General features: G+C 71.0%; 23 protein-coding genes. 11 read left to right on the top strand and 12 right to left on the bottom strand.

All coding sequences use genetic code 11. The features are described from left to right. Positions 1 to 25 precede the first annotated feature (25 nt). Positions 26 to 565 (top strand): NUDIX domain-containing protein, encoded by a 540-nt coding sequence (locus KV394_RS12555; protein WP_247981585.1) that lies wholly within the window; start codon positions 26 to 28, stop codon positions 563 to 565. Between the two features lie 5 nt (positions 566 to 570). Here KV394_RS12555 and KV394_RS12550 read toward each other — a convergent pair whose 3' ends face one another. Genes KV394_RS12550 through KV394_RS12540 form a run of 3 tightly spaced genes read right to left on the bottom strand, consistent with a single transcriptional unit; the run spans position 571 to position 2,614 of the window. After that, positions 571 to 1,332 (bottom strand): SDR family NAD(P)-dependent oxidoreductase, encoded by a 762-nt coding sequence (locus KV394_RS12550; protein ID WP_247981584.1) that lies wholly within the window; start codon positions 1,330 to 1,332, stop codon positions 571 to 573. Further along, positions 1,332 to 1,808: a dihydrofolate reductase gene (locus KV394_RS12545; protein ID WP_136036717.1), complete on the bottom strand. Its 477-nt coding sequence runs from the start codon at positions 1,806 to 1,808 to the stop codon at positions 1,332 to 1,334. Before KV394_RS12545 ends, KV394_RS12550 begins: the two co-directional genes overlap by 1 nt. Continuing rightward, positions 1,805 to 2,614: a thymidylate synthase gene (locus tag KV394_RS12540; protein WP_136036716.1), complete on the bottom strand. Its 810-nt coding sequence runs from the start codon at positions 2,612 to 2,614 to the stop codon at positions 1,805 to 1,807. The genes KV394_RS12545 and KV394_RS12540 overlap by 4 nt, the downstream gene beginning before the upstream one ends. A gap of 115 nt (positions 2,615 to 2,729) precedes the next feature. On the opposite strand from KV394_RS12540, the gene KV394_RS12535 reads away from it, so the two are divergent. The 3 genes from KV394_RS12535 to KV394_RS12525 all read left to right on the top strand — a co-directional run bounded on the left by KV394_RS12535 (position 2,730) and on the right by KV394_RS12525 (position 4,196). Continuing rightward, positions 2,730 to 3,140: a thioredoxin family protein gene (locus KV394_RS12535; RefSeq protein ID WP_136036715.1), complete on the top strand. Its 411-nt coding sequence runs from the start codon at positions 2,730 to 2,732 to the stop codon at positions 3,138 to 3,140. A 17-nt stretch (positions 3,141 to 3,157) separates the two neighbouring features. Further along, on the top strand, positions 3,158 to 3,685 hold the full coding sequence (locus tag KV394_RS12530; protein ID WP_247981583.1) for a DUF4395 domain-containing protein: 528 nt from the start codon (positions 3,158 to 3,160) through the stop codon (positions 3,683 to 3,685). A gap of 85 nt (positions 3,686 to 3,770) precedes the next feature. After that, positions 3,771 to 4,196 (top strand): OsmC family peroxiredoxin, encoded by a 426-nt coding sequence (locus KV394_RS12525; protein WP_136035033.1) that lies wholly within the window; start codon positions 3,771 to 3,773, stop codon positions 4,194 to 4,196. A 31-nt stretch (positions 4,197 to 4,227) separates the two neighbouring features. On the opposite strand, the gene KV394_RS12520 is transcribed toward KV394_RS12525, so the two are convergent. From KV394_RS12520 to KV394_RS12500, 5 genes are all read right to left on the bottom strand, one after another. Next, a complete protein-coding gene (locus KV394_RS12520) occupies positions 4,228 to 4,662 on the bottom strand; it encodes a hypothetical protein (protein ID WP_247981582.1) in 435 nt (144 codons plus the stop codon). Then, the gene (gene dapB, locus KV394_RS12515) at positions 4,662 to 5,402 is read right to left on the bottom strand and encodes a 4-hydroxy-tetrahydrodipicolinate reductase (RefSeq protein ID WP_136035037.1); all 741 of its coding nucleotides are present in this window, start codon (positions 5,400 to 5,402) and stop codon (positions 4,662 to 4,664) included. Before dapB ends, KV394_RS12520 begins: the two co-directional genes overlap by 1 nt. A 56-nt stretch (positions 5,403 to 5,458) precedes the next feature. Further along, the gene (locus KV394_RS12510; RefSeq protein ID WP_136035039.1) at positions 5,459 to 6,061 is read right to left on the bottom strand and encodes a histidine phosphatase family protein; all 603 of its coding nucleotides are present in this window, start codon (positions 6,059 to 6,061) and stop codon (positions 5,459 to 5,461) included. 73 nt (positions 6,062 to 6,134) lie between these two features. Beyond that, positions 6,135 to 7,163 carry an aldo/keto reductase gene (locus tag KV394_RS12505; protein WP_136035041.1) on the bottom strand — a complete coding sequence of 343 codons (1,029 nt, stop codon included), beginning with the start codon at positions 7,161 to 7,163 and terminating at the stop codon, positions 6,135 to 6,137. A gap of 216 nt (positions 7,164 to 7,379) precedes the next feature. Beyond that, the gene (locus tag KV394_RS12500) at positions 7,380 to 9,656 is read right to left on the bottom strand and encodes a polyribonucleotide nucleotidyltransferase (protein WP_136046154.1); all 2,277 of its coding nucleotides are present in this window, start codon (positions 9,654 to 9,656) and stop codon (positions 7,380 to 7,382) included. 362 nt (positions 9,657 to 10,018) lie between these two features. On the opposite strand from KV394_RS12500, the gene KV394_RS12495 reads away from it, so the two are divergent. Beyond that, a complete protein-coding gene (locus tag KV394_RS12495) occupies positions 10,019 to 11,329 on the top strand; it encodes a UDP-glucose dehydrogenase family protein (RefSeq protein ID WP_247981581.1) in 1,311 nt (436 codons plus the stop codon). Between the two features lie 15 nt (positions 11,330 to 11,344). Here the strand turns inward: KV394_RS12495 and KV394_RS12490 are convergent, their stop codons facing one another. Next, the gene (locus KV394_RS12490) at positions 11,345 to 13,285 is read right to left on the bottom strand and encodes a GDSL-type esterase/lipase family protein (protein ID WP_247981580.1); all 1,941 of its coding nucleotides are present in this window, start codon (positions 13,283 to 13,285) and stop codon (positions 11,345 to 11,347) included. A 140-nt stretch (positions 13,286 to 13,425) separates the two neighbouring features. Here KV394_RS12490 and KV394_RS12485 point away from each other — a divergent pair, with 140 nt between their 5' ends. Continuing rightward, on the top strand, positions 13,426 to 14,052 hold the full coding sequence (locus KV394_RS12485; protein WP_240744684.1) for a DedA family protein: 627 nt from the start codon (positions 13,426 to 13,428) through the stop codon (positions 14,050 to 14,052). Continuing rightward, positions 14,049 to 14,225, top strand: coding sequence for a DUF5302 domain-containing protein (locus tag KV394_RS12480; protein WP_168387276.1), 177 nt, complete (start codon positions 14,049 to 14,051; stop codon positions 14,223 to 14,225). The genes KV394_RS12485 and KV394_RS12480 overlap by 4 nt, the downstream gene beginning before the upstream one ends. Before the next feature lie 56 nt (positions 14,226 to 14,281). Here the strand turns inward: KV394_RS12480 and KV394_RS12475 are convergent, their stop codons facing one another. Continuing rightward, positions 14,282 to 15,718, bottom strand: a complete 1,437-nt coding sequence (locus KV394_RS12475; RefSeq protein ID WP_136045653.1) for a cation:dicarboxylate symporter family transporter — start codon at positions 15,716 to 15,718, stop codon at positions 14,282 to 14,284. Between the two features lie 142 nt (positions 15,719 to 15,860). Between KV394_RS12475 and KV394_RS12470 the strand changes: the two genes are divergently transcribed. Continuing rightward, a complete protein-coding gene (locus KV394_RS12470) occupies positions 15,861 to 17,144 on the top strand; it encodes a sensor histidine kinase (protein ID WP_247981579.1) in 1,284 nt (427 codons plus the stop codon). Beyond that, the gene (locus KV394_RS12465) at positions 17,141 to 17,833 is read left to right on the top strand and encodes a response regulator (RefSeq protein ID WP_136037251.1); all 693 of its coding nucleotides are present in this window, start codon (positions 17,141 to 17,143) and stop codon (positions 17,831 to 17,833) included. The genes KV394_RS12470 and KV394_RS12465 overlap by 4 nt, the downstream gene beginning before the upstream one ends. A 55-nt stretch (positions 17,834 to 17,888) precedes the next feature. Here KV394_RS12465 and KV394_RS12460 read toward each other — a convergent pair whose 3' ends face one another. Both KV394_RS12460 and KV394_RS12455 read right to left on the bottom strand, forming a co-directional pair. Continuing rightward, positions 17,889 to 18,533, bottom strand: coding sequence for an FMN reductase (locus KV394_RS12460; RefSeq protein ID WP_247981578.1), 645 nt, complete (start codon positions 18,531 to 18,533; stop codon positions 17,889 to 17,891). 1 nt (position 18,534) lies between these two features. After that, positions 18,535 to 19,761 carry an LLM class flavin-dependent oxidoreductase gene (locus KV394_RS12455; protein WP_136035057.1) on the bottom strand — a complete coding sequence of 409 codons (1,227 nt, stop codon included), beginning with the start codon at positions 19,759 to 19,761 and terminating at the stop codon, positions 18,535 to 18,537. A gap of 114 nt (positions 19,762 to 19,875) precedes the next feature. On the opposite strand from KV394_RS12455, the gene KV394_RS12450 reads away from it, so the two are divergent. Together KV394_RS12450 and KV394_RS12445 are read left to right on the top strand one after the other, a co-directional pair. Beyond that, on the top strand, positions 19,876 to 21,006 hold the full coding sequence (locus KV394_RS12450; RefSeq protein WP_136045656.1) for an acyltransferase family protein: 1,131 nt from the start codon (positions 19,876 to 19,878) through the stop codon (positions 21,004 to 21,006). Further along, positions 21,003 to 21,896 (top strand): serine hydrolase domain-containing protein, encoded by an 894-nt coding sequence (locus KV394_RS12445; protein ID WP_247981577.1) that lies wholly within the window; start codon positions 21,003 to 21,005, stop codon positions 21,894 to 21,896. The genes KV394_RS12450 and KV394_RS12445 overlap by 4 nt, the downstream gene beginning before the upstream one ends.

The raw sequence follows: 21,896 nt of genomic DNA, 5'->3' as shown, positions 1-21,896 counted from the left end.
GGACCGCGCCGCCTAGGCTCACGCCATGGGATGGATCACGCACGCGTCGCGCCTCGCCTACGAGAACCCCTGGATCCGCGTACGCGAGGACCAGGTCACCGGTCCGAGCGGCCGAGGGATCTACGGCGTGGTCGAGATGCAGCACCCCGCCGTGTTCGTGGTCGCGGTCGACGCCGACGACCGCGTGTGCCTCGTCACTCTTGACCGGTACACCGTGGGGCCGTCGCTCGAGATCCCCGCGGGGGGCACCGACGGCGAAGAACCGCTCGTGGCCGCCCGCCGCGAGTTCCTCGAGGAGACCGGTCACACGGCCGACGACTGGACCGAGCTCGGCACCATGAACGCCCTCAACGGGATCGCCGTCGCGACGGAGCACGTGTTCCTGGCACGCGCGATCCGTCGTGTGGACGAAGCGACCGGCACCCGGGCCGAGGAGGGCATCGAGTCGGTCTCGTGGGTGCCGTTCGCCGACGCCCTCGCGATGATCACGGATGGACGGATCACCGATGGAGAGACCATCGCCGCCCTCGCCCTGGCCGGCATCCGGCTCGGACGCTTCCGCTGAGACCCTCAGACGCGCCCGCGCCGCGCCACGGCGGAGGTCAGCGACTGCGGGAGCACGCGGGCGACCGCGACAACGACCTTGTAGCGGAGGGACGGGATCGACACAGGCTTCCCACGGGCGGCATCACGAAGACCGGTGCGCACCACCGACGGGGCGTCGAGCCACAGGAGACCCGGAACCCCCTCCTGCCCCACCGCGAGGCCCATGCGCTCGTGGAAGGACGTGTGCGTGAAGCCGGGGCCGAGCGCCGTGACCGTCACGCCGTCGCGCGCGTACTCCGCGTTCGCCCAGCGGCTGAAGCCGATCAGCCACGCCTTGCATGCCGAGTACGTCGACCGGGAGATGAACCCGGCGACCGACGCGACGTTGATGATGCGTCCTCCGCGGCCGCGCATGCTCTGGAGTGCGGCGTGCATGAGGCGCATCGGTGCCTCCACGTGGACACGCAGGTGCCGCACCTCGTCGTCGATGTCGTTGTCCGCGAACTGCAACGGCAGTCCGAAGCCGGCGTTGTTCACGAGCAGATCGACCGGATCGGACGTGTCCCGCAGGCGCTCGGCGACGCGCGAGACGCCCTCCTCCTCCGACAGGTCGGCGACGAGCACCTCGACCGCGACGCCATACTCGCTGCGCAGCTCCGCCGCGAGGGCCTCGAGCGCGTCGGCCGAGCGGGCGACCAGGATGAGGTCTCCCCGACGTCGGGCGAGCTGACGCGCGAACTCCGCGCCGAGGCCGGCGCTGGCTCCCGTGATGAGTGCGGTGGGCATCAGCGCTCGTATCCCAGGAAGCGATACCGCACGCCCGTGCGCGAGGTCTGCCACTCCCCCTCGTCCACGAGCCGCCACCCCGTCGTCGGAGGCGCGAACGCGTCGCCGTCGACGTCGAGGTCGATCTCGGTGACCTCGAGCCTGTCGGCGTCGCCGATCACCTGGCGGAAGATCTCCGCCCCTCCGATGATCCACACCCTGTCGCGGCCGCGCACGGCCTCGGCCACGGTCGCGGCACGGGAGGCCCCGTCCGCCGCCCAGTCCTGCTGGCGCGTGACGACGAGGTTGTCGCGCCCGGGGAGCGGCCGGAACCGCTCGGGCAGCGAATCCCAGGTCTTGCGCCCCATGATCACGGGCGCTCCGTGCGTGATCTCCTTGAAGTGCGCCAGATCTTCGGGAACGTGCCACGGCATGCCGCCCTCGGCGCCGATCACTCCGCCGTGGGCCTGCGCCCAGATCAGCCCGACCCAGGTCATACCGCCACCGCCGCCCTGATCGGCGCGTGGTGCTGATAGTCCTCCACCACGAAGTCCTCGTAGCGATAGTCGAAGATCGATTCCGGGGTGCGGGCGAAGCGCAGCGTCGGATACGGGAAGGGCTCCCTCGTCAGCTGCTCGCGCACCTGGTCGACGTGGTTGTCGTACACGTGGCAGTCGCCGCCCGTCCAGACGAAGTCGCCCGGTTCCAGCCCGACCTGCTGCGCGATCATCATCGTCAGCAGGGCATAGGACGCGATGTTGAAGGGCACGCCGAGGAACATGTCGGCGCTGCGCTGGTACAGCTGGCAGGAGAGCTTGCCGTCGGCCACGTAGAACTGGAAGAGGGCGTGACACGGCGCGAGAGCCATGTCCGGGATGGCGGCGGGGTTCCACGCCGACACGATCAGGCGTCGCGAGTCCGGGGTGCGACGGATCTGCTCGATCACCTCGGACAGCTGGTCGATGCTGCCCCCGTCCGGGGTGGGCCACGAACGCCATTGCACGCCGTACACGGGTCCGAGGTCACCCTCCGCGTCCGCCCATTCGTCCCAGATCGTCACGCCGTTCTCCTGCAGCCAGCCGACGTTGGAGTCGCCGCGGAGGAACCAGAGCAACTCGTAGGCGATCGACTTGAAGTGCACGCGCTTGGTCGTGATCAGCGGGAAGCCCTGGGAGAGGTCGAACCGGATCTGACGGCCGAAGACGCTGGTGGTCCCGGTGCCGGTGCGATCGCTCTTGTGCGTCCCCGTCTCGAGGACGTCGCGGAGCAGGTCTTCGTACGGGGTCGGGACGGGGGCGCTCATGGGAGTCAGGATACCCGGCCCGCTCGCCCCGAGGGCGGATCTGCGCTGTGCCGCCGGGGCGTCATCCGCGGAAACATGCGGGCCCGCATGACTCGCGCGCGCTTAGTCTCGACGCATGTCGCCCGTGCTCGCCCTCGCCGTCGTGGCGGTGCTGCTCGGCGCCGCGGTCGTCGCGGGCGCCGTGCTGCGCCACCGCGAGGGCGCTCAGCGCCGCGCCGGAGTCGTCCGGTTCGATCCTGCCGACGCGGGGACTCCACTCGGGCAACGCGCGACACTCGTGCAGTTCAGCACCGAGCTGTGCGCGAAGTGCCCACAGGTCCGTCGACTCCTGGGCAGCTACGCCGCGGAACAGGACGGACTGCGCCACGTCGAGATCGACCTCACCACGCGTCCCGACCTCGCCAGCCGCTACCGCGTGCTGCAGACCCCGACCACCCTCGTGGTGGACGGCAGTGGCGAGGTCGTCGCCCGTTTCCACGGCGTGCCGCAGCGGCACGCCCTCACCGACGCCGTCGCTGCGGCGTGACCACACCCGGAGGTCTCATGTCCACTCCCGTCGGCATCGACCCGCGAGGACCACGGTTCGCCGCGACGATCACCAGCGTCCTGCTGCTCATCGCCACGTTCCTGGCGCTGACCGGCGTCTCCACCCACCGGACCGAGCCCGCGGGCGACTGGGCGATCGTCGCCGCCTCACCCCTCGAGCGACTGACCGACCCCGGCTGCCTGCTCGCGCTCGTGATCGCGCTGCTCTTCCTCTGGAGCGTCGTGTCACCGCCGACCGCGCCATGGGGTGCGCTGTTCCGCAGCGTCGTCCGCCCGCGCCTCGCGCCACCCTCCGAGCTGGAGGACCCGCGACCTCCACGGTTCGCGCAGGGGGTCGGACTCGTCGTGGTCGGTGCCGGCCTCGTCCTGCACCTCGCGGGAGTCCCCTGGGCGCTGCCGGTCGCCACCGGTGCGGCCTTCGTCGCTGCGTTCCTGAACGCCGCCTTCTCGTTCTGCCTGGGCTGCCAGCTCTACCTGATCCTCCAGCGCACCGGCCTGCTCGGACGGAACACGAGGCCCGCCTGACCCGGTTCCCCGGGGGACCGGCGGCTCGATAGGCTGGCCCGGAGTGCCGCTGCTCACCCCGCAGCGCGAGAACCGGAGGACCCCCATGCCCGTCACCAGTGAAGCCGCCGCCACGTGGACCGGATCGCTCACCGAGGGATCGGGGACGGTCGCGTTCTCGTCGTCGCACCTCGGCACCTTCCCGCTCGACTGGAAGGCCCGCAGCGAAGGCAGCGACACCACCACCACTCCGGAGGAGCTGATCGCCGCAGCCCACGCCTCCTGCTTCAGCATGGCGCTGTCGCATGCACTCGCCGAGAACGGCACGCCCCCGGAGCGCGTCAACACCAGTGCCTCCGTCACGTTCAAGCCCGGGGTCGGCATCACCGGCAGCCACCTCAACGTCAACGCGGTCGTGCCCGGCCTGACCCCGGCCGCGTTCCAGGAGATCGCCGAGGGCGCCAAGACCGGCTGCCCGGTGTCGCAGGCGCTGGCCGGGATCGACATCACCCTCGAGGCCACTCTCGCCTGATCGTCCAGGCGGCGGGCATCCGACGTCGGATTCAGGCGCGGAAGAGCCTGATCGCCTCGCGGATGCTCGCCCTCGCGTTCTTGCGTCGTCCGGCGGCGTCCTGCACCACGCCGAGACGGTAGCGGGCGCGCCAGTCGCTCGGAGCGGCCGCCGCGGCCTCGGTGTAGCGGGCGATCAGAGGATCCGCGTCCGCCCGGGCCAGGCGGCCGCTGGGCGTGAGCTCGGTCTCTACGGGCGGCATGCCCCCCTCGGCATCGAGGATCCGACCGAGCCGGTCGGCCCCGAATCCGAACAGCATCTCCCTGACCAGCGCCCAGGCTCCGAGCGGGGCGAGCACGAGGAGCGTGATGCCCATGCCGATCGACACCGGGGTGCCGACGGAGATGAACATCACCGCCAGCCACACCGCCACCGCCAGGTAGACCAGGAGCGCCGCCGCCATCAGGCCGACGCCGATCCGCGACATCACGAGCGCAGACCGAGGTCGATCATGTTCTCCAGCCCGACGACCACTCCGGTCGCCGACGCGGCATACGGCACGGCGAGCCGGATGCCCGGGGCGTACGCGAGGGCCGAGTCGGTGGTGTCGTGCGTCAAGGTGAGCGACTCGCCAGGGCCAGACAGGATCACCTCCTGCTTCGCGATCACGCCGGGACGGCGGAGGGAATGGATCGGGACGCTTGCGACCTGCTGGCCGCGGGCCCGCTGATCCGCGTGCGGCGCACTGACCGGACCCTGCTCTGCCCGCGCCGCGGCGATCAGCTCGGCCGTGCGGACCGCCGTGCCGCTGGGCGAATCGATCTTCGTCTCGCGGTGCGCCTCGATGATCTCCGCCGATCCGAAGAACGGTGCCGCAGCGGCGGCCAGCGCCGAGCCGAGCACGGATCCCAGCGAGAAGTTCGGGATGAAGACCGCACCCGTCCCCGCCGCGTCGACCAGCGGACGCACCAGAGCGATGCGCTCGGCCGACCAGCCCGACGTCGCCACCAGCACGTTGCTGCCCTGCTCCACCGCGGTGCGCACCACGTCGACGCTGATCTGCGGCGTGGAGGCATCCACCACGAGGTCGGCCCCCTGCAACTCCGACAGATCGCTCGATGAACCGAGGACCCGGGTCACCGCGAAGCCGTCGAGCTCCGCGATCACCGAGCCGATGATCGTCCCGAGCTTTCCGGTTCCGCCGACGAGGGCTACCTTCGTGGTCATGCGTCCAGCCTATGGCCGGGCGAGCGACCGCAGCCGCGGCGCGCTGAGGCGCGCCGTCACACGAGGAGCGCGTCGGGGATCCCGGTGCGCAGCTCCACGGGCAGGTGTCCGGTGTCGTTGTGAGTGAGCAGCGTCCACGGACGCCCCTGCTTCTGCGCGATCACGGTGAGACCGCAGTGCGACTGGTTCAACGTCATCCAGCGCCACTCCGGCGCCGCCAGCACCTCGCGCACGAACCACGAGATCACGAAGTTGTGCGTGATGAGCACCTCGTGCACCTCGCCGGTCTTGCGGACCAGGAACTCGTTGACCGCATCGGACATCTGCGCGCGGCCGGCCTCGATCTCCGCCTCCGTGACGGAGCCGAAGAACGGCTCGAACACCGAGGGCGTCTCCTCCGTCATGCCCGTGGGCACGCAGTCGAACAGGAGCGCCGTCGGCTCGGGATCGACCGACGGAAGACGTCCGGCGATCGCCCTCGCCGTCTCGTTCGCCCGCAGGAGCGGCGAGTGCCAGACCGCATCGAGCGGAAGCCCGGACAGGCGGTCGGCGATCAGCTCCGCCTGCCGCTGGCCGCGCGGCGACAGGGGTCCGTCGGCGAGGCCGTGCTCGGCATCCTGATGTTCACCGTGTCTGACCAGATATATGTAGTGCGTCACAACTCGCTCGCTCGCTTCATCGCCAGCTCCCGCCGGACCTCTCCTCCACCCTATGTCACGGGTGGGCCGACGTTCAGTTGCCCGCGCGGGAGAGCTCGGCCACCTGACTCCGTGACAGTGCCACACCCGCACCCTGCATGAGCTCGTCCACCTGCTCGGCCGCGAACGTGTTCACGATCGGCGCGGTCACCGTGCGCTGCGCCAGGAGCCAGGCGATCGAGACCGCGGCCACGGGCACCCCGAGCTCCTCGGCCACCTGGTCGAGTGCACGGAGGATCTTGATGCCGCGCCGGTTGAGGTGGCCGCGCAGCTGTTCCCCGCGCACGCCGCGCGAGGTGAGCGCCTTGTTGCGGTGACGCCCCGACAAGAAGCCGTGCTCGAGAGCGTGCGAGGGCGTGACCGCGAGGTTCTGCGCTCCGGCCACCAGCCGCAGGTCACCCTCGAACGGCTGACGCCGCACGAGGTTGTACGGCGCGTCGATGACCGTGATGCGGGGGTATCCGGCCGAGGCCAGGATGCGCGCTTCCACGAGTCGCTCCGGGCTCAGTCCGTAGGCACCGACGGCGCCGATCTTGCCGGCCTCCATCAGCCACTCGACCGTCGCGAGCGTGTCTTCCAGGTTGGTCGTCGCATCGAGCGTCGCGTCGAGGTACAGCACATCGATGCGCTCCACGCCCAACCGCGTCAGCGATCCCTCGACGGCGCGGACGAGGTTGACCGAGCCGAGTCCGGGGTTGTCGGCGTGAGCGCCGATGCGGACGCTCAACACGACCCGGTCCCGCTGGTCTCGCGACCGCAGCCACTGTCCGAGGATGTGCTCGCTGCGACCACCGGAGAAGCCATCGGCCGTGTGGATGGCGTTCCCGCCGATCTCGGCGTAGCGGTCCAGGATGCCGTGGCTCGTCTCCAGGTCGACGTTCCACCCGAACTCGGCGGCGCCGAGCATGAGCGGGAAGGTCTCGAAGCCGGTCTCCCCGAGCGGGAGCCGGATGGCCTCGCCGACGCCGGGGCCGACGATGGGGATGGGGGCGGACGGGTGGTCCTCGTGTTCCTGCGCGGCGCGATCAGCCGCTGTTCCTGCGCCTACGCTGAACAACCGCATACTCTCACCCCCGCATCGATCGGTGCGTGCCGACCTGCCTCGCTGCCTGACTAGCACCCCCCGGTGCGTACTTCGAGGGTATGCGACCGCAGCCGACGTCCCGACCAATCCGGGGAACGGCGCGGAAACTTCCGATAACGTTTTGATCACATCGCCGACGACGAAGCCCGGCCCCCTCCTCGCGGAGAGAGCCGGGCTCCAGACGAACGGGCGGAGTTACTCCGCCACGGCCTCGTCCGACGGCGCCTGCTCAGCGGCCGGGGCGTCGTCGAGCACGGGCTCCAGCGAGAGCTTGCCGCGGTCGTCGATCTTCGTGATCTTGACGAGGATCTTCTGACCGACCGAGAGGACGTCTTCGACGTTCTCCACGCGCTTGCCACCGGCGAGCTTGCGCACCTCGGTGACGTGCAGCAGGCCGTCCTTGCCGGGCAGCAGCGAGATGAAGGCGCCGAACGTGGCGATCTTCACGACGGTGCCGAGGAACTGCTCGCCGACCTCCGGGTTGGTGGGGTTGGCGATCGCGTTCACCTGGGCACGGGCGGCCTCGGCCGAGGGGCCGTCGGTCGCGCCGATGTAGACGGTGCCGTCCTCCTCGATGGAGATCTGCGCACCGGTCTCGTCCTGGATCGCGTTGATCGTCTTGCCCTTCGGGCCGATCAGCTCACCGATCTTGTCCACCGGGATCTGCACGCTGATGACGCGCGGCGCGGTGGGCGCCATCTCGTCGGGAGCGTCGATCGCGGCGTTCAGGACGTTGAGGATCGTCAGACGGGCGTCCTTGGCCTGGGTCAGCGCGCCGGCGAGCACCGACGACGGGATGCCGTCGAGCTTCGTGTCGAGCTGGATGGCGGTGACGAACTCGCTCGTACCGGCGACCTTGAAGTCCATGTCGCCGAGCGCGTCCTCCGCACCCAGGATGTCGGTCAGCGCGGCGTAACGGGTCTCTCCGTTCACCTCGTCGGAGACCAGGCCCATCGCGATGCCGGCGACGGGAGCGCGCAGCGGCACACCCGCGTTCAGCAGCGAGAGGGTCGAGGCGCACACGGAGCCCATCGAGGTCGAGCCGTTGGAGCTCAGCGCCTCGGACACCTGACGGATCGCGTACGGGAACTCCTCGCGGCTCGGCAGCACCGGCACGAGGGCGCGCTCGGCGAGGAAGCCGTGCCCGATCTCGCGACGCTTCGGCGAACCCACGCGGCCGGTCTCACCGGTCGAGTAGGGCGGGAAGTTGTAGTGGTGCATGTAGCGCTTGCTGGTCGTGGGCGACAGCGAGTCGATCTGCTGCTCCATCTTGAGCATGTTCAGCGTGGTGACACCCATGATCTGGGTCTCGCCGCGCTGGAAGATCGCAGAGCCGTGCACGCGCGGGATGACCTGCACCTCGGCGTCGAGCGGGCGGATGTCCGCCAGCCCGCGGCCGTCGATGCGGGTGCCCTCGGTGAGGATGCGCCCGCGGACGATCTTCTTCGTGACCGACTTGTACGCGGCGGAGAACTCCAGCGGGGCCGCGGCCGGGAGCGAGCCCGCCTCGGTGGCCTCGATGAGCTCGGCCTTGACGCGCTCCTTGATGGCGTCGTCGGCGTTCTGGCGCTCGGTCTTGTCGGCGATCTGGTAGACGTCGCTCAGCTCGGCGAACGCGCGCTCGGACACGAAGTCGTAGACCTCATCGCTGTAGGCCGGGAAGACCGGGTAGACGCCCGGCTCCTTCGACGCCGTGGCGGCGAGCTCGGCCTGTGCCTTCACGAGCTGGGCGATGAACGGCTTCGAGGCCTCGAGGCCCTGGGCCACGACGCTCTCGTCGGGCTTGGTGGCGCCCGCCTTGATCAGGTTCCAGCTGCCCTCGGTCGCCTCGGCCTCGACCATCATGATCGCGACGTCTTCGGAGCCGTCGGCCTTGGTGACAACGCGACCGGCGACGATCAGGTCGAACACGGCCTCCGACACCTGCTCGGCCGTCGGGAACGCGACCCACTGGTCGGCGTGCTCGCCGTGGCCGGGGATGAACGCGAGGCGCACACCGGCGACGGGGCCGGAGAACGGCAGGCCCGAGATCTGGGTCGACGCGGACGCGGCGTTGATCGCCAGCGCGTCGTAGAACTCGCCCGGCGCGATCGAGAGGACCGTGATGACGATCTGGACCTCGTTGCGCAGGCCGTCGACGAACGACGGACGCAGCGGACGGTCGATCAGACGGCAGACCAGGATCGCCTCCGTGGAGGGACGACCCTCACGACGGAAGAACGAGCCGGGGATCTTGCCGGCGGCGTAGGACCGCTCCTCGACGTCGACCGTCAGCGGGAAGAAGTCGAAGCCCTCGCGCGGGTGCTTGCCCGCGCTGGTGGCCGAGAGGAGCATGGTCTCGCCGTCGAGGTAGGCGGCGACAGCGCCCTGAGCCTGCTGCGCGAGGCGGCCGGTCTCGAAGCGGATGGTGCGGGTGCCGAAGCGGCCGTTGTCGAGAACGGCCTCGGTGGCGGTGATTTCAGGACCTTCCAAGAGGTCTCTCCTTCTTTGTTTAGCCTCGCGGGCCCGTGTGACGCGCGAGGTGTTCATGAAGGAGCGGATGCGGTGGGGTTCGGGCGCGCGGGGATTCCCCGAGTCTCGCCTGCGCTGGCCACCAGTAGAAAGCCACCCGACAACCACGCCGAGGAACCCACCACAGGGGACCAGCTTCTCCGCCGATCGCTCCATGAGTCGATGTGAAGTTATACAGTCGACCGCAGTCAACCGGATCCACCCTACCAGCGACGTCCTCGGATCCCGCGTGCTCTCGCCGTCGAAAGTGTCGACACCCGCCGGTCATGGTGTGTTCACCCTCCCGTCGACCGTGCGTCCAGGGCGTCGGCTCTGCTGGGGCCATGCGCATGTCAGTGATCGGATGCGGGTATCTCGGGGCCGTGCACGCCGCGGCCATGGCATCGCTCGGACACGAGGTGATCGGCGTCGACGTCGACGAGGGCCGCGTGGCTGCGCTCTCCCGCGGGCAGGCCCCGTTCTTCGAGCCGCAGTTGGACGACCTCCTCGCGTCGGGTCGGGCGACAGGGCGCCTCCGCTTCGGCACCCGCATCGAGGACGCGGCAGGCGCGACCGTGCACTTCCTCGCCGTCGGCACGCCGCAGCAGCCGCACGGCCCGGCCGCCGACCTGCGCTTCGTGGACGCCGCCGTCGACGCGCTGCTCCCCCACCTGCGCCCCGGTGACGTGGTGGCGGGCAAGTCCACGGTTCCCGTCGGCACCGCCGCGCGTCTCGCCGGACTCGTGCACGACCGCGGAGCGACGCTGGCGTGGAACCCCGAGTTCCTCCGGGAGGGCTGGGCCGTGCACGACACCCTGACCCCCGATCGGATCGTGGTGGGGACGGACAGCGGGGCAGCCGGCGAGCGCGCCGTCGCGGTCCTGCGCGACGTGTACCGTGCCGCGATCGAGGCGGGAATCCCCTTCCTCGCGACCGACCTCGCCACCGCCGAGCTGGTGAAGGGAGCGGCCAACGCCTTCCTCGCCACCAAGATCTCGTTCATCAATGCCATGGCCGAGATCGCCGAGGCCGCGGACGCCGACATCGCCCTGCTCGCGGAGGCGCTCGGCCACGACACGCGCATCGGGCCACGCTACCTCGGCTCCGGCATCGGATTCGGCGGCGGCTGCCTGCCCAAGGACATCCGGGCGTTCGCGGCGCGCGCGGAGGAGCTCGGTCGGCGCGAGGCCGTGGGCTTCCTGCACGAGGTGGACGCGATCAACCTCCGCCGCAGAGACCGCGCGGTGCAGCTCGTGGTCGACGCCCTCGCCGGACGGGTGTTCGGCCGCCGGATCGCGGTGCTCGGTGCCGCGTTCAAACCCTTCAGCGACGACGTGCGCGACTCCCCTGCGCTCGATGTCGCCGTGCGCCTGCGCGGCCTCGGCGCCGACGTCGTGGTCACCGACCCCGCGGCGATCGACAACGCCAGGGCCCTGCACCCGCAGCTGGGATACACGAGCGACCGGGACGAGGCCCTCCGCGGGGCCGACGCCGTGGTGGTCGTGACGGAGTGGGACGAGTACCGGCGTGCGCTCTCCCCCGCGCATGCGGGGTCGCTCGTGCGCGGACGAGTCGTGGTCGACGGCCGCAACTGCCTCGACGCCGCGGCGTGGCGTGCGGCCGGTTGGACGTACCGCGGCATGGGTCGTCGCTGAGCGCCACCCCCGCGCTCAGCCCACCGGCGCGCCGCGCTCGACGGACGAGCGACCGAGGTAGACGTAGTCGTCGTGCTTGGCGCGGCGGCCGTCACCCGCGGCCCTCCCGTGCAGGCGACGCCATACCCACGGCAGCGCGTACCGCCGCCACCACGCACCGGCTCCGATCGACTCGTGCTCGTGCAGCACGGCGTCGAGCGCGCCGAGGGCCTCGGCGTGGGGAACCCCGAGCACCTCGCCGACGCGATAGGCGAGGAACCGGTGCCCGCGACTGCTGAGGTGCACGAGATCCTCCCCCCAGTGCGGTCGCTCCGCGAGCGCGGGGTGCAGGTCGGTGTCGATCAGGATGGCGCCGGTCCGCGCGGCCACCCCGGCGAGCGCGGTCGCGAAAGCTGCGAAGCGTCGCGCGTACAGGGCTGCCGCGCGTCGTCCGGGGAGGAAGGGCGTCACCAGCACGACCTCGGCGCCGCCGGCGCGCAGTCGCACGATCGCGCCCTCGACCTGTGCCGCGAGCGTCGGCACGGGGGCACGGTACTTCACCAGGTCGTTCGCGCCCACGAGGATCGAGACCAGGTCGGGTCGGAGCTCCAGCGCGCGCTCGAGCTGCTCCCCGCAGACGTCCTGCACGCGCTTCGACCGGATGGCGAGGTTGGCGTAATGCAACCCGCCCCGCGCTGCGAGCAGCAGCGCCAGTCGGTCGGCCCAGCCCCGCAGCGCCCCATCCGCGCCCGGGTCGCACAGTCCCTCCGTCAGCGAGTCGCCCAGCGCGACGTATCTGCGCCAGCGCGCCGGCGGCACGGGTGGCGTGGGCTCGGGCCGCACGAGCCGACGGGCACGCGCCGCCGCGTCCGTCCTGTGCAGCTCCTCGGCCTCCGCGAAGTGCCCGAGGAGCTGATCCCCGACGGCCGCCCAGCTGCGCGCCTGGACGCTCTCGTGACCGGCGCGGCCGAACGCGCGCCGCGTGTGCGCATCGGCCGCGAGCTCGCCCACGCGCCGGCGCAGCTCCCGCAGGTCACCGGGAGGGTAGAGCCAGCCGTCGACTCCGCTGCGTACGAGGTCGAGCGGTCCCCCGCGCCCCGTCGCGACGACGGGGACGCCGCTCGCGTGCGCTTCCTGCAGGGTCTGCCCGAAGGTCTCGCTCTCCCCCGGGTGCACGAACACGTCGAACGACGCCAGGGCCGCGGCGAGCGCGTCGCCGTCGAGGTGGCCCAGGAACAGGGCGTCAGGGAGAAGGTGCTCCAGGCGCCCACGGCTCGGGCCGTCGCCGACCACGACGAGACGGGTACCGGGGATCCCGGCGAGCACGGCCAGGTCTTCCACCTGCTTCTCCGGGGCCAGACGCCCGACATAGCCGATCACGGTCTGCTCACCCCACCGTGCACGCAGAGCGGGGTCGCGGCGCGTCGGATGGAACCGCTCCGCGTCCACGCCTCTCCCCCAGCGGCGGAGGCGGTCGACGCCGAGCTGAGCGAGCTGTCGGGCGGACTCGGCAGACGGAGCCAGCGTCAGGGTGGCCCGCCGGTGGAGCCGGGTGACGTGCGCCTGCGCGATCCCCGCTGTCGCGGCCACGCGGTAGCGCTCGGCGTAGGACACGACATCGGTCTGGTATGCGGCCACCGCGGCGACTCCCTGCCGCTCCGCCGCGAGCACGCCCCGCCACCCGAGGGCGAACGGCGACGCCAGGTGCACCACGTCCGGTCGGAAGTCGGCCCAGCTCGCGATGATCCGCGCCGGGGCGGACGCGCCCACCCGCACGTCGCGGTAGCCGGGAAGGGGCATGCTCGGCACCGCCGTGATCCGAGCGCCGTGGAGCTCGCGCGGCATGCCCTCCGCCGCCGGCGCGATGACCTGCGCCTCGTGTCCACGGCGCTCGAGATGGCGGAGGATCTGCATTACGGATCCGGTCACGCCGTTCATGTGCGGAAGGAAGGACTCGGTGACGATCGCGACTCTCACACCCACAGGATGGCCGCGGCTCGGGCGGCCACCGCCTGGAAACGGCCCGGTGCACCAGATGTTCACCGGATGCTGGACCGGGGGTCACCGGCCAGCTTCCCGTCGGTTGCCGTTCACCCGCGCCGTGCACGCTGGGCGTCGTGCCGACCGATCTGTTCGCCGACGCCCTCGCGAGCCCGTGGAGCCTCGTGGTCATGAGCCTGCTCGTACTGGGTGACGCGTTCGTCGTCGTGATCCCCGGCGAGATCGCGGTGACGGCACTCGGCGCACTGGCCGTCGCGACGGGCAGTCCTCCGCTCTGGGCCGTGGTTCTGTGCGCCGCCGCGGCCGCCGCCGTCGGTGACGCCTGCTGCTACCTGATCGGCCGGCTCGTCGGGACCCGGCGATGGCGGTGGATGCGCGCGCCGCGCGTGCGGCAGGCGCTGGACGGCGCGAGACGGCGCCTCGACCGCGGCGCGGCCACGGTGCTGTTCACGGCGCGCTTCGTGCCCTTCGCGCGGCTCGCGGTGAACCTCGTCGCCGGAGCCTCGCATGTGCGACCCCTGCGCTACTTCCCCCTGGTGGTCGTCGCGGCGACCGGGTGGGCGGTGTACCAGGCCGCGGTCGGCGCCCTGATCGCCGCGGTGCTCCCCGGGGGGCCGCTGGTCGCGGTGCCGGTGTCGATCGTCGTGGCCGTGGCGCTCGGACTCGCTGTGGACCGGGTCGCCGCGCGACGCCGCGGCCGACTCCCCGCGCGCGACGACGGTGCCCTAGGCTCGGGGGCATGAGCACCGAAGAAGGCGCCTCCTCCTCGGAGGACATGAAGCGCAAGTTCAAGGAAGCGCTCGAGAAGAAGAACGCGCACCACCGGCAGGGCGAGGCCCACCTCGACGGCGACTCCGCCGTCCACGCCGCCAACGCCCCGCAGACGCGACGCGAGTTCCGACGCAAGAGCGGTTGACCGCGGTGATGCGGGAGCCGGTGATCACCGGCTCCCGCATCCCTGTCCCGCCCGTGTCATCCGCCGAGGGCCCGGTTGCGCGCGCGCTCCTCCTTCGCGGACATCTCGGTGACGGCGGCCTCGTGCAGTCCCTGGACGTCGGTGGCCTGCGGGTGCGGCGCCGCGTGGGCGTCCACCCCGTCGAGTCGTGATTCGTCGAACGGCAGCTCGCCGCTCAGGACCCGGCGTACGCGGTCGCGGTCGATCTGCCTGGTCCAGGTGCCGATCAGCAGCGTGGCGACCGCGTTGCCGGTGAAGTTCGTCAGCGCCCGCCCCTCGGACATGAACCGGTCGATGCCGACGATGACGCCGACGCCGTCGACGAGGTCGGGCCGGTACGCCTGCAGCCCGCCGGCCAGCGTCGCCAGGCCCGCTCCCGTGACGCCCGCCGCCCCCTTGCTCGCGATGATCATGAACACCAGCAGGCCGATCTGCTCCCCGATCGACATGGGCTGGCCCATCCCGGTCGCGATGAACAGCGACGCCATCGTGAGGTAGATCGCGGTGCCGTCGAGGTTGAACGAGTAGCCGGTGGGCACGGTGATGCCGACGACGGGCTTGGAGACCCCGACGTGCTCCATCTTCGCGATCAGGCGCGGCAGCGCGGACTCCGACGACGACGTGCCGACGATCAGCAGGTACTCCCTGGCCAGGTACTTCATGAGCGACAGGATGTTGACCCTGGTGACCGCCCACAGGAGCGTCCCCAGCACCACGAGGATGAAGACGATGCAGGTGATGTAGAACGCCACCATCAGGATCCCGAGGCTCCAGATCGCGGCCACCCCCGTCTTGCCCACGACGGCCGCGATCGCCCCGAAGGCGCCGATGGGGGCCAGCCACAGGATCATGCCGAGGATCCGGAACACGAGCTTCTGCAGCTGCTTGACCGCCTCCATGATCGGGGCTCCGCGCTCACCCAGCCCCTGCAGCGCGAACCCGGTGAGCAGGGCGATGAAGAGGACCTGCAGCACGCTCTCGCCCGTGAAGGCGGAGAAGAACGTCGCGGGGATGATTCCGAGCAGGAACTCCTGCGTCGTCGTGGCCTCCGTGGTCTCCGTCTGATAGCTGGCGTTCGCCATGTCGAGCCCGGAGCCGGGGTGGATGATGTTCCCCACGATCAGGCCGATCGCGAGCGCGAAGGTCGACATGACCATGAAGTAGAGCAGCGCGAGACCGCCGATCTTCCCGACCGTCGCCGCCTTCGCGATCGAACCGACACCGACCACGATCGTGCAGAAGATGATCGGCGCGATCATCATCTTGATCAGCGCGACGAATCCCGTGCCCAGCGGCTCGAACCCGCGTCCGACCTCCGGCCAGACCAGCCCGACGACCGCGCCGAGCACCACCGCGATGATCACCGAGACGTACAGCCAGGTGTGGCGGTCCCAGGCCTGCTTGCCTCGCCGCCAGTGGAACCGGGGAAGGGAGAATCCCGTCGTGAGCGCCATGCGTCCTCCTCGTGTCGACGTCGTCGTCCGAGCCGGTGGCCTCTGTGCCCCCGACCCCTTCCACGGTCTCCGCGCTCGCACGACGACGCCATTTGTGGTCGTATTGGTCCCTGCCGGACCCGTCGACGATCGGAGGAACGGGATGGCGCACGCCTCCCCAGGCCGCAGCGCCGCGTCGCGGGTGTTCGCGGCGCTCGTGGTGACCGCCGTGGTCGTCGGCGCGCTCGTCGCGCTGTTCCTCGTGGTGGAGGCGCAGCGTGCCGTCCGCTCCGAGGCCGAACGGCTCACCGCCGCCACAGCCGCCGCCCTCGCCTCCGCACCGGACGTGGTCGCACTGCTCACCCGCGGCGATACGGCGAGCGCCAGCGCGTCGCTCGAACCGTACGCGCTGGAGGTCATCGACAGGGCGGGGTTGGACTTCGTCACGATCATGACGCCGGAGGGTCTGCGCCTCACCCATCCCGATCCGACTCAGATCGGTGCGCCGTACCTCGGGACGGTCCCGTCCACCCCGCGCGTGCTCACCGAGGAGTTCCGCGGCACGCTCGGTCCGTCCGTGCGGACGATCGTCCCTGTTGTCGATGATGACGGCACCCTGGTGGGCTGGGTCGCCACGGGGGTGACGACCGAGACCATCTCCGAGACCCTGGTGCGGCGGTTGCCGCTGTCGCTCGCCATCACGGCGGGACTGGTGCTGCTCGGGGTGGGCGGTGCCCTGCTCGCCCGTCGGGTGACGCGGCGGTTCGCGGGCGACCTGCCGCCCGGGGAGCTGCGCGACGCGGTCTCCTCCTATGAGTCGGTGCGCACCCTCGGCGAAGCGCTGCGGGCGCAGACGCACGAGCACGGCAACCGCATGCACGCGGCGGTGGCGCTGCTCGAACTCGACCGCCGCGACGAGGCGATCGAGATCCTCACGCAGACGTCCCGGCAGAGCCAGTCCCTCGTGGACCAGGTCACGGCGCGGCAGCACGGCGACCCCGCGGTGGGCGCACTGATGCTGGGCAAGGCCGCGCAGGCGCGCGAGCGCGGCATCGACTGGCGGATGGACATCGCCCCGGACACCCCGCGCACCCCGCTGGCGCCCGTCGACGCGGTGGCTGTGCTCGGGAATCTGGTCGACAACGCGATGGATGCCGCGGCGGAATCCGCAGACCGCTGGGTGCGGGTGTCGCTGCGGCGCGGCGATCATGGCGGCATCGTGCTGGAGGTGGCGGACAGCGGCCCGGGGATCCCGGTCGATCAGCGGGAGCGGATCTTCGCCCAGGGGTACACGACGAAGCCCGCGGGGCCGCACGGGCGCGGCATCGGGCTGGCCCTCGTCCGCTCCGTCGTGAGGGAGGCCGGCGGGGACGTGACCGTGGCGGGCCCGCCGACGGTGTTCCGGGTGACCCTTCCGTCGGCATCGTCACGCGGGAGCAGGTCGTGATCCGCGTCCTGCTGGTCGACGACGACCCGCTGACCCTCGAGCTGCATCGCACCTACCTCGCGCGGCTGGACGGCTTCGCGGTGGCCGGTGAGTGCACGGGAGCGCGCGCGGCTCTCACGGCCGTGCGGGAGCGACCCGGCGCTGGCGCGTTCGATCTGATGCTGCTCGACGTGACGATGCCGGACGGATCCGGACTGGAGGTGCTGCGCGCGCTCCGCGCGAGCGGTGCGGCGCTGGACGTGATCGCGATCACCGGCGTGCGCGACGCGGAGACGGTGCGGCAGATGGCGGCACTCGGCGTCTTCCACTACCTCGTGAAGCCGTTCGCGTTTGCGGTGTTCCGGGAGCGGCTGGAGCAGTACCGGGCGTATCGTGCCCAGGCGCACGGGACGACGGGCCCGGCGACGCAGGCGGAGATCGACGCGCTGCTGAGTCGGTCGACCGGAGCCATCGTCCTGCCGAAGGGCCTGTCGGCGACCTCGCTGGAGCGCGTGACGGCGGAGCTGCGCGCCCGCGGACCGCTCTCCGCGCGCGAGGCCGCCGAGCGCCTCGGACTGTCACGCGTGGCCGTGCGCCGCTACCTCGAGCACCTGGTCGTCGAGGGCGTGGCGGTGCGCGGTGCCCGCTACGGGACGCGCGGTCGACCCGAGACCGAGTACACCTGGCGGCGGGGGCCGGCTGGGCGGTGACGCGCGCCCCGTCCCCGTGTCTCCACGGGGACGGGGCGCGGACGTCGGTGCGGGGTCACTCGCCCGCGAGACCGCCGAGCATGTGTCCGAACGATCGGCCCTCACCGAGATAGGTCGCCGGGTCGTACGGGTCGACGACCGTGGCCGCCTCGCGGCGGGCGACCGCCTCGGCCAGCTCCCTGGCACCCTTCTCGACGCGCTTGGCGAGCGGGGCCACGTCGTCGCCCGCGCCGCCCCAGTCGCTGGACGCCGCGAACACGCCGGTCGACACGGCCTCCGCATGCAGGTAGGCGAACAACGGGCGGATCGCGTAGTCGATCGCGAGCGAGTGCTGCGGGGTGCCCGCGTTGGCGCCGATCAGCACGGGCTTCCCGGTCAGCGCGTCCGGGTCGAGCACGTCGATGAACGACTTGAACAGGCCGGAGTAGCTGGTCGAGAAGATCGGGGTCACGGCGATCAGCGCGTCCGCCGAGACGACCGTGTTGATCGCGGTCTCCAGGGCGGGCGGCGCGAAGCCCGTGAGCAGGTTGTTGGTGATGTCGTGCGCGTAGTCACGCAGCTCGATCACGTCGACCGTGGCCTGGATGTCGCGCTCGGCGAGCGCCTTGACGGTCTCAGCGGCGAGCCGGTCGGCCAGCATCCGCGTGGACGAGGGGTTCGACAGGCCGGCCGAGACGACGGCGATGCGACGCGTGGTCATGTCAGGCCTCCTTCCGGCCGAGTCCGAACGCGGCACCCGCGGGTGCCGGGGTGTCCTGGTAGGGCGAGTCGCCCGTGAGGTTGTCGCCCCGGTTGGCGCCGGGTCGCGCCTGACGCGTGGGGCCGTCGCCGAACTCGGCCTTCACGCGCGCCGCGTGCGTCGGGGCGTCGGGCACGCCGGCCGGACGGTCCTTCGCGAGCTCCTTGCGCAGCACCGGCACGACCTCGGAGCCGAGGATGTCGAGCTGCTCGAGCACCGTCTTCAGCGGAAGGCCGGCGTGGTCGATCAGGAACAGCTGGCGCTGGTAGTCACCGAAGTGCTCACGCATGCCCGCGTACCGGTCGATGACCTGCTGCGGCGAACCGACCGTCAGCGGCGTCATCTCGGTGAAGTCCTCCATGCTCGGGCCGTGGCCGTACACGGGGGCGTTGTCGAAGTACGGCCGGAACTGGTTCACGGCGTCCTGCGACTTCGCGGCCATGAACACCTGCCCGCCGAGTCCGACGATGGCCTGCTCGCGCGTGCCGTGGCCGTAGTGCTCGAAGCGCTGGCGGTACAGCTCGATCAGGCGCTGATAGTGCTCCTTCGGCCAGAAGATGTTGTTCGCGAAGAACCCGTCGCCGTAGTAGGCGGCCTGCTCCGCGATCTCCGGGGTGCGGATCGATCCGTGCCAGACGAACGGCGGGATGCCGTCGAGCGGGCGCGGGGTCGACGTGAAGCCCTGCAGCGGGGTGCGGAACTTGCCCTCCCAGTCGACGACGTCCTCGCGCCACAGCTTGTGCAGCAGGGCGTAGTTCTCGATCGCGAGCGGGAGGCCCTGACGGATGTCCTGTCCGAACCACGGGTACACCGGGCCGGTGTTGCCGCGCCCGAGCATCAGGTCCATGCGGCCGTCGGACACGTGCTGCAGCATCGCGTACTCCTCGGCGATGCGCACGGGGTCGTTCGTGGTGATGAGCGTGGTCGACGTCGAGACGATCAGCCGCTCGGTCTGCGCGGCCAGCGCCGCCAGGAACGTGGTGGGGCTGGAGGACCAGAACGGCGGGTTGTGGTGCTCGCCGATCGCGAAGACGTCGAGGCCCACCTCCTCGGCGTGGGTGGCGATGGCCAGCGTGGCCTTGATGCGCTCCTGCTCGCTGGGGGTGACGCCCGTGGTGGGGTCGCGGGTGATGTCGCTGACCGACATGATGCCGAACTGCATCGCCTGCGCGCCTGACTGCTCGCTCATGATTGCTCCGTGTTCTCCGAACCCGATGATCGTGCCACCCGGTTCTATTCATTTGAATGTAATCGTGTCAACGCGTGCACGGCAACTTTATTCCCGCGCCTGTAGCCTCGGAGGATGAGCACCACCGGGGCCGACATCACGGGGCCCGCCACCGGGTCCGTCCCGCGGAAGCGCCGGCGCGTGCCCTTCTGGGACAACGCCCGCTACGCGTGCATCGTCCTCGTCGTGCTCGGCCATGCGATCCAGCGGCTCATCTACGACTCCGACATCGCGTTCGCGTTCTACCTCGCGCTGTACGCGTTCCACATGCCGGCGTTCGCGATCATCTCCGGCTACTTCTCCAAGTCGGGCTCGCCCACCAGGACGCAGATGGCCAGGGTGATCACCGACATCGTCCTGCCCTACGTGATCTTCGAGACGCTGTGGACCCTCACCAAGTGGCTCGTCGAAGGTCAGGCCACTCCGAACTTCACCAAACCGAGCTGGACACTGTGGTTCCTCCTGGCGCTGGCGATCTTCCGCCTCGTCCTCCCCTACCTCGCGCTGCTGCGCTGGCCGCTGCTGTGGACCGTCGTGATCTCGATCGGCGCCGGCTACCTCTCCAACGTCGACAGCACCTTCTCGCTGTCCCGCACGCTGGGCCTCCTCCCCTTCTTCACGCTCGGCTGGTGGCTGCGCGAGCACGACATCGTCAACCGGCTGCGCCTGCTGGACTTCCGCCCCTGGTGGATCCGCGCGGCGGCGATCGGCGTCTTCGCGGCGACCGGGTGGGCCGCCTGGAACTGGCTTCCGCTGTGGCAGGCCGCCGACCTGCGCGAATGGCTGTTCTACGAGGCCTCCTACTCCGACCTGGTCGGCACGCAGTGGTGGGCCGGCGCGATCCGGGTCGCCCTCATGCTGCTCGCCGTCGTCCTGTGCGCGGCGTTCTTCGCGCTGATCCCGCGCGGCTCGTACTGGTGGACGACCTTCGGCCAGTACACGATGTACGTCTACCTGCTGCACTCGTTCGTGCTCTATCCCTTCCGGGAGAGCGGTGTGCTGCGCGACCTCGAGCCGACCTGGTTCTGGCTGCCGCTCGTGACCGCGCTCTCGGTGGTCCTCGCGCTGCTGCTGGCCACCAAGCCCGTGCGACGGCTGTTCCGCCCGCTCGTGGAGCCGCGCCCGCGCTGGCTGTTCTCCGATCCCGAGCTCGCCGCGCGCGAGGGTCGCAGGAACGACCCGACCGGCTCGCGTCGTCCCCGATGAGCGGGGCCCCCGGAGCTGACGCCCTCTCCGTGAAGGACAGCCTGGTCGCGATCATCGAGGACACCGGCTTCCGCGCACACGGCCTCCACGTGCGCGCGGGCGACGGGACCGCCGAGCACCGCTGGACGCCGGACGTGCGAGAGGACATCCAGTCGGTCGCGAAGGGCGTGTGCGTGCTCGCCGTGGCTCTCGCCGCCGACGACGGCGCGGTCTCGCTCGACGAGCCCGTGGCGCACCTCCTCCCCGATCACGAGCTCGGGCCGGGCGTCGACCGGGTGACGCTGCGCCAACTCCTGTCGATGTCGAGCGGGATCGACCTGCCCTGGTCGCCCACGCTTCTGACCGACTGGCCCGACCTCGCCGCGGAGTTCCTGCGGCGACCCTCCCGCGGGCGGGTCTTCCAGTACTCCAATGCCAGCACCTACACCGCCATGACGGCCCTCGCCGCGCGCGTCGGCGACGTGGGCGACTACCTCGACGACCGCCTGCTCGAGCCGCTCGGCATCCACGGCGCGCGGTGGACCCGCTGCCCCCACGGCCGCATCGAGGCGGGCGGCGGTCTCGCGCTGCGCACCGAGGAGATGGCGCGCATCGGGCGGCTGATCCGCGACCGCGGCGCGTGGGAGGGGCGTCGGCTCGTGTCGCCGGAGCACATCGATGCGATGCACCGCGATGGCGTCGTCGCCGGCGTGAACCCGGGCTACGACCGCTACGCCCTCGCCGGGTGGGGCGGACCGGGACGGGCCTGGCGGCTGCACGGCGCCTACGGGCAGCTGATGATCTTCCTCGATGACGCTGTGGTGACGATCAGCGCCGACGACCACGCGGGAGCCGACGCGCTGGCCTCGTCCGTCGTCGAGGTGCTGGAGGCCGCGCGGCTCGGGTCCTAG

The sequence above is a fragment of the Microbacterium sufflavum genome (assembly GCF_023101165.1).
Lineage (GTDB): Bacteria > Actinomycetota > Actinomycetes > Actinomycetales > Microbacteriaceae > Microbacterium > Microbacterium sufflavum.
This window is presented reverse-complemented; position numbering and strand designations above follow the sequence as displayed.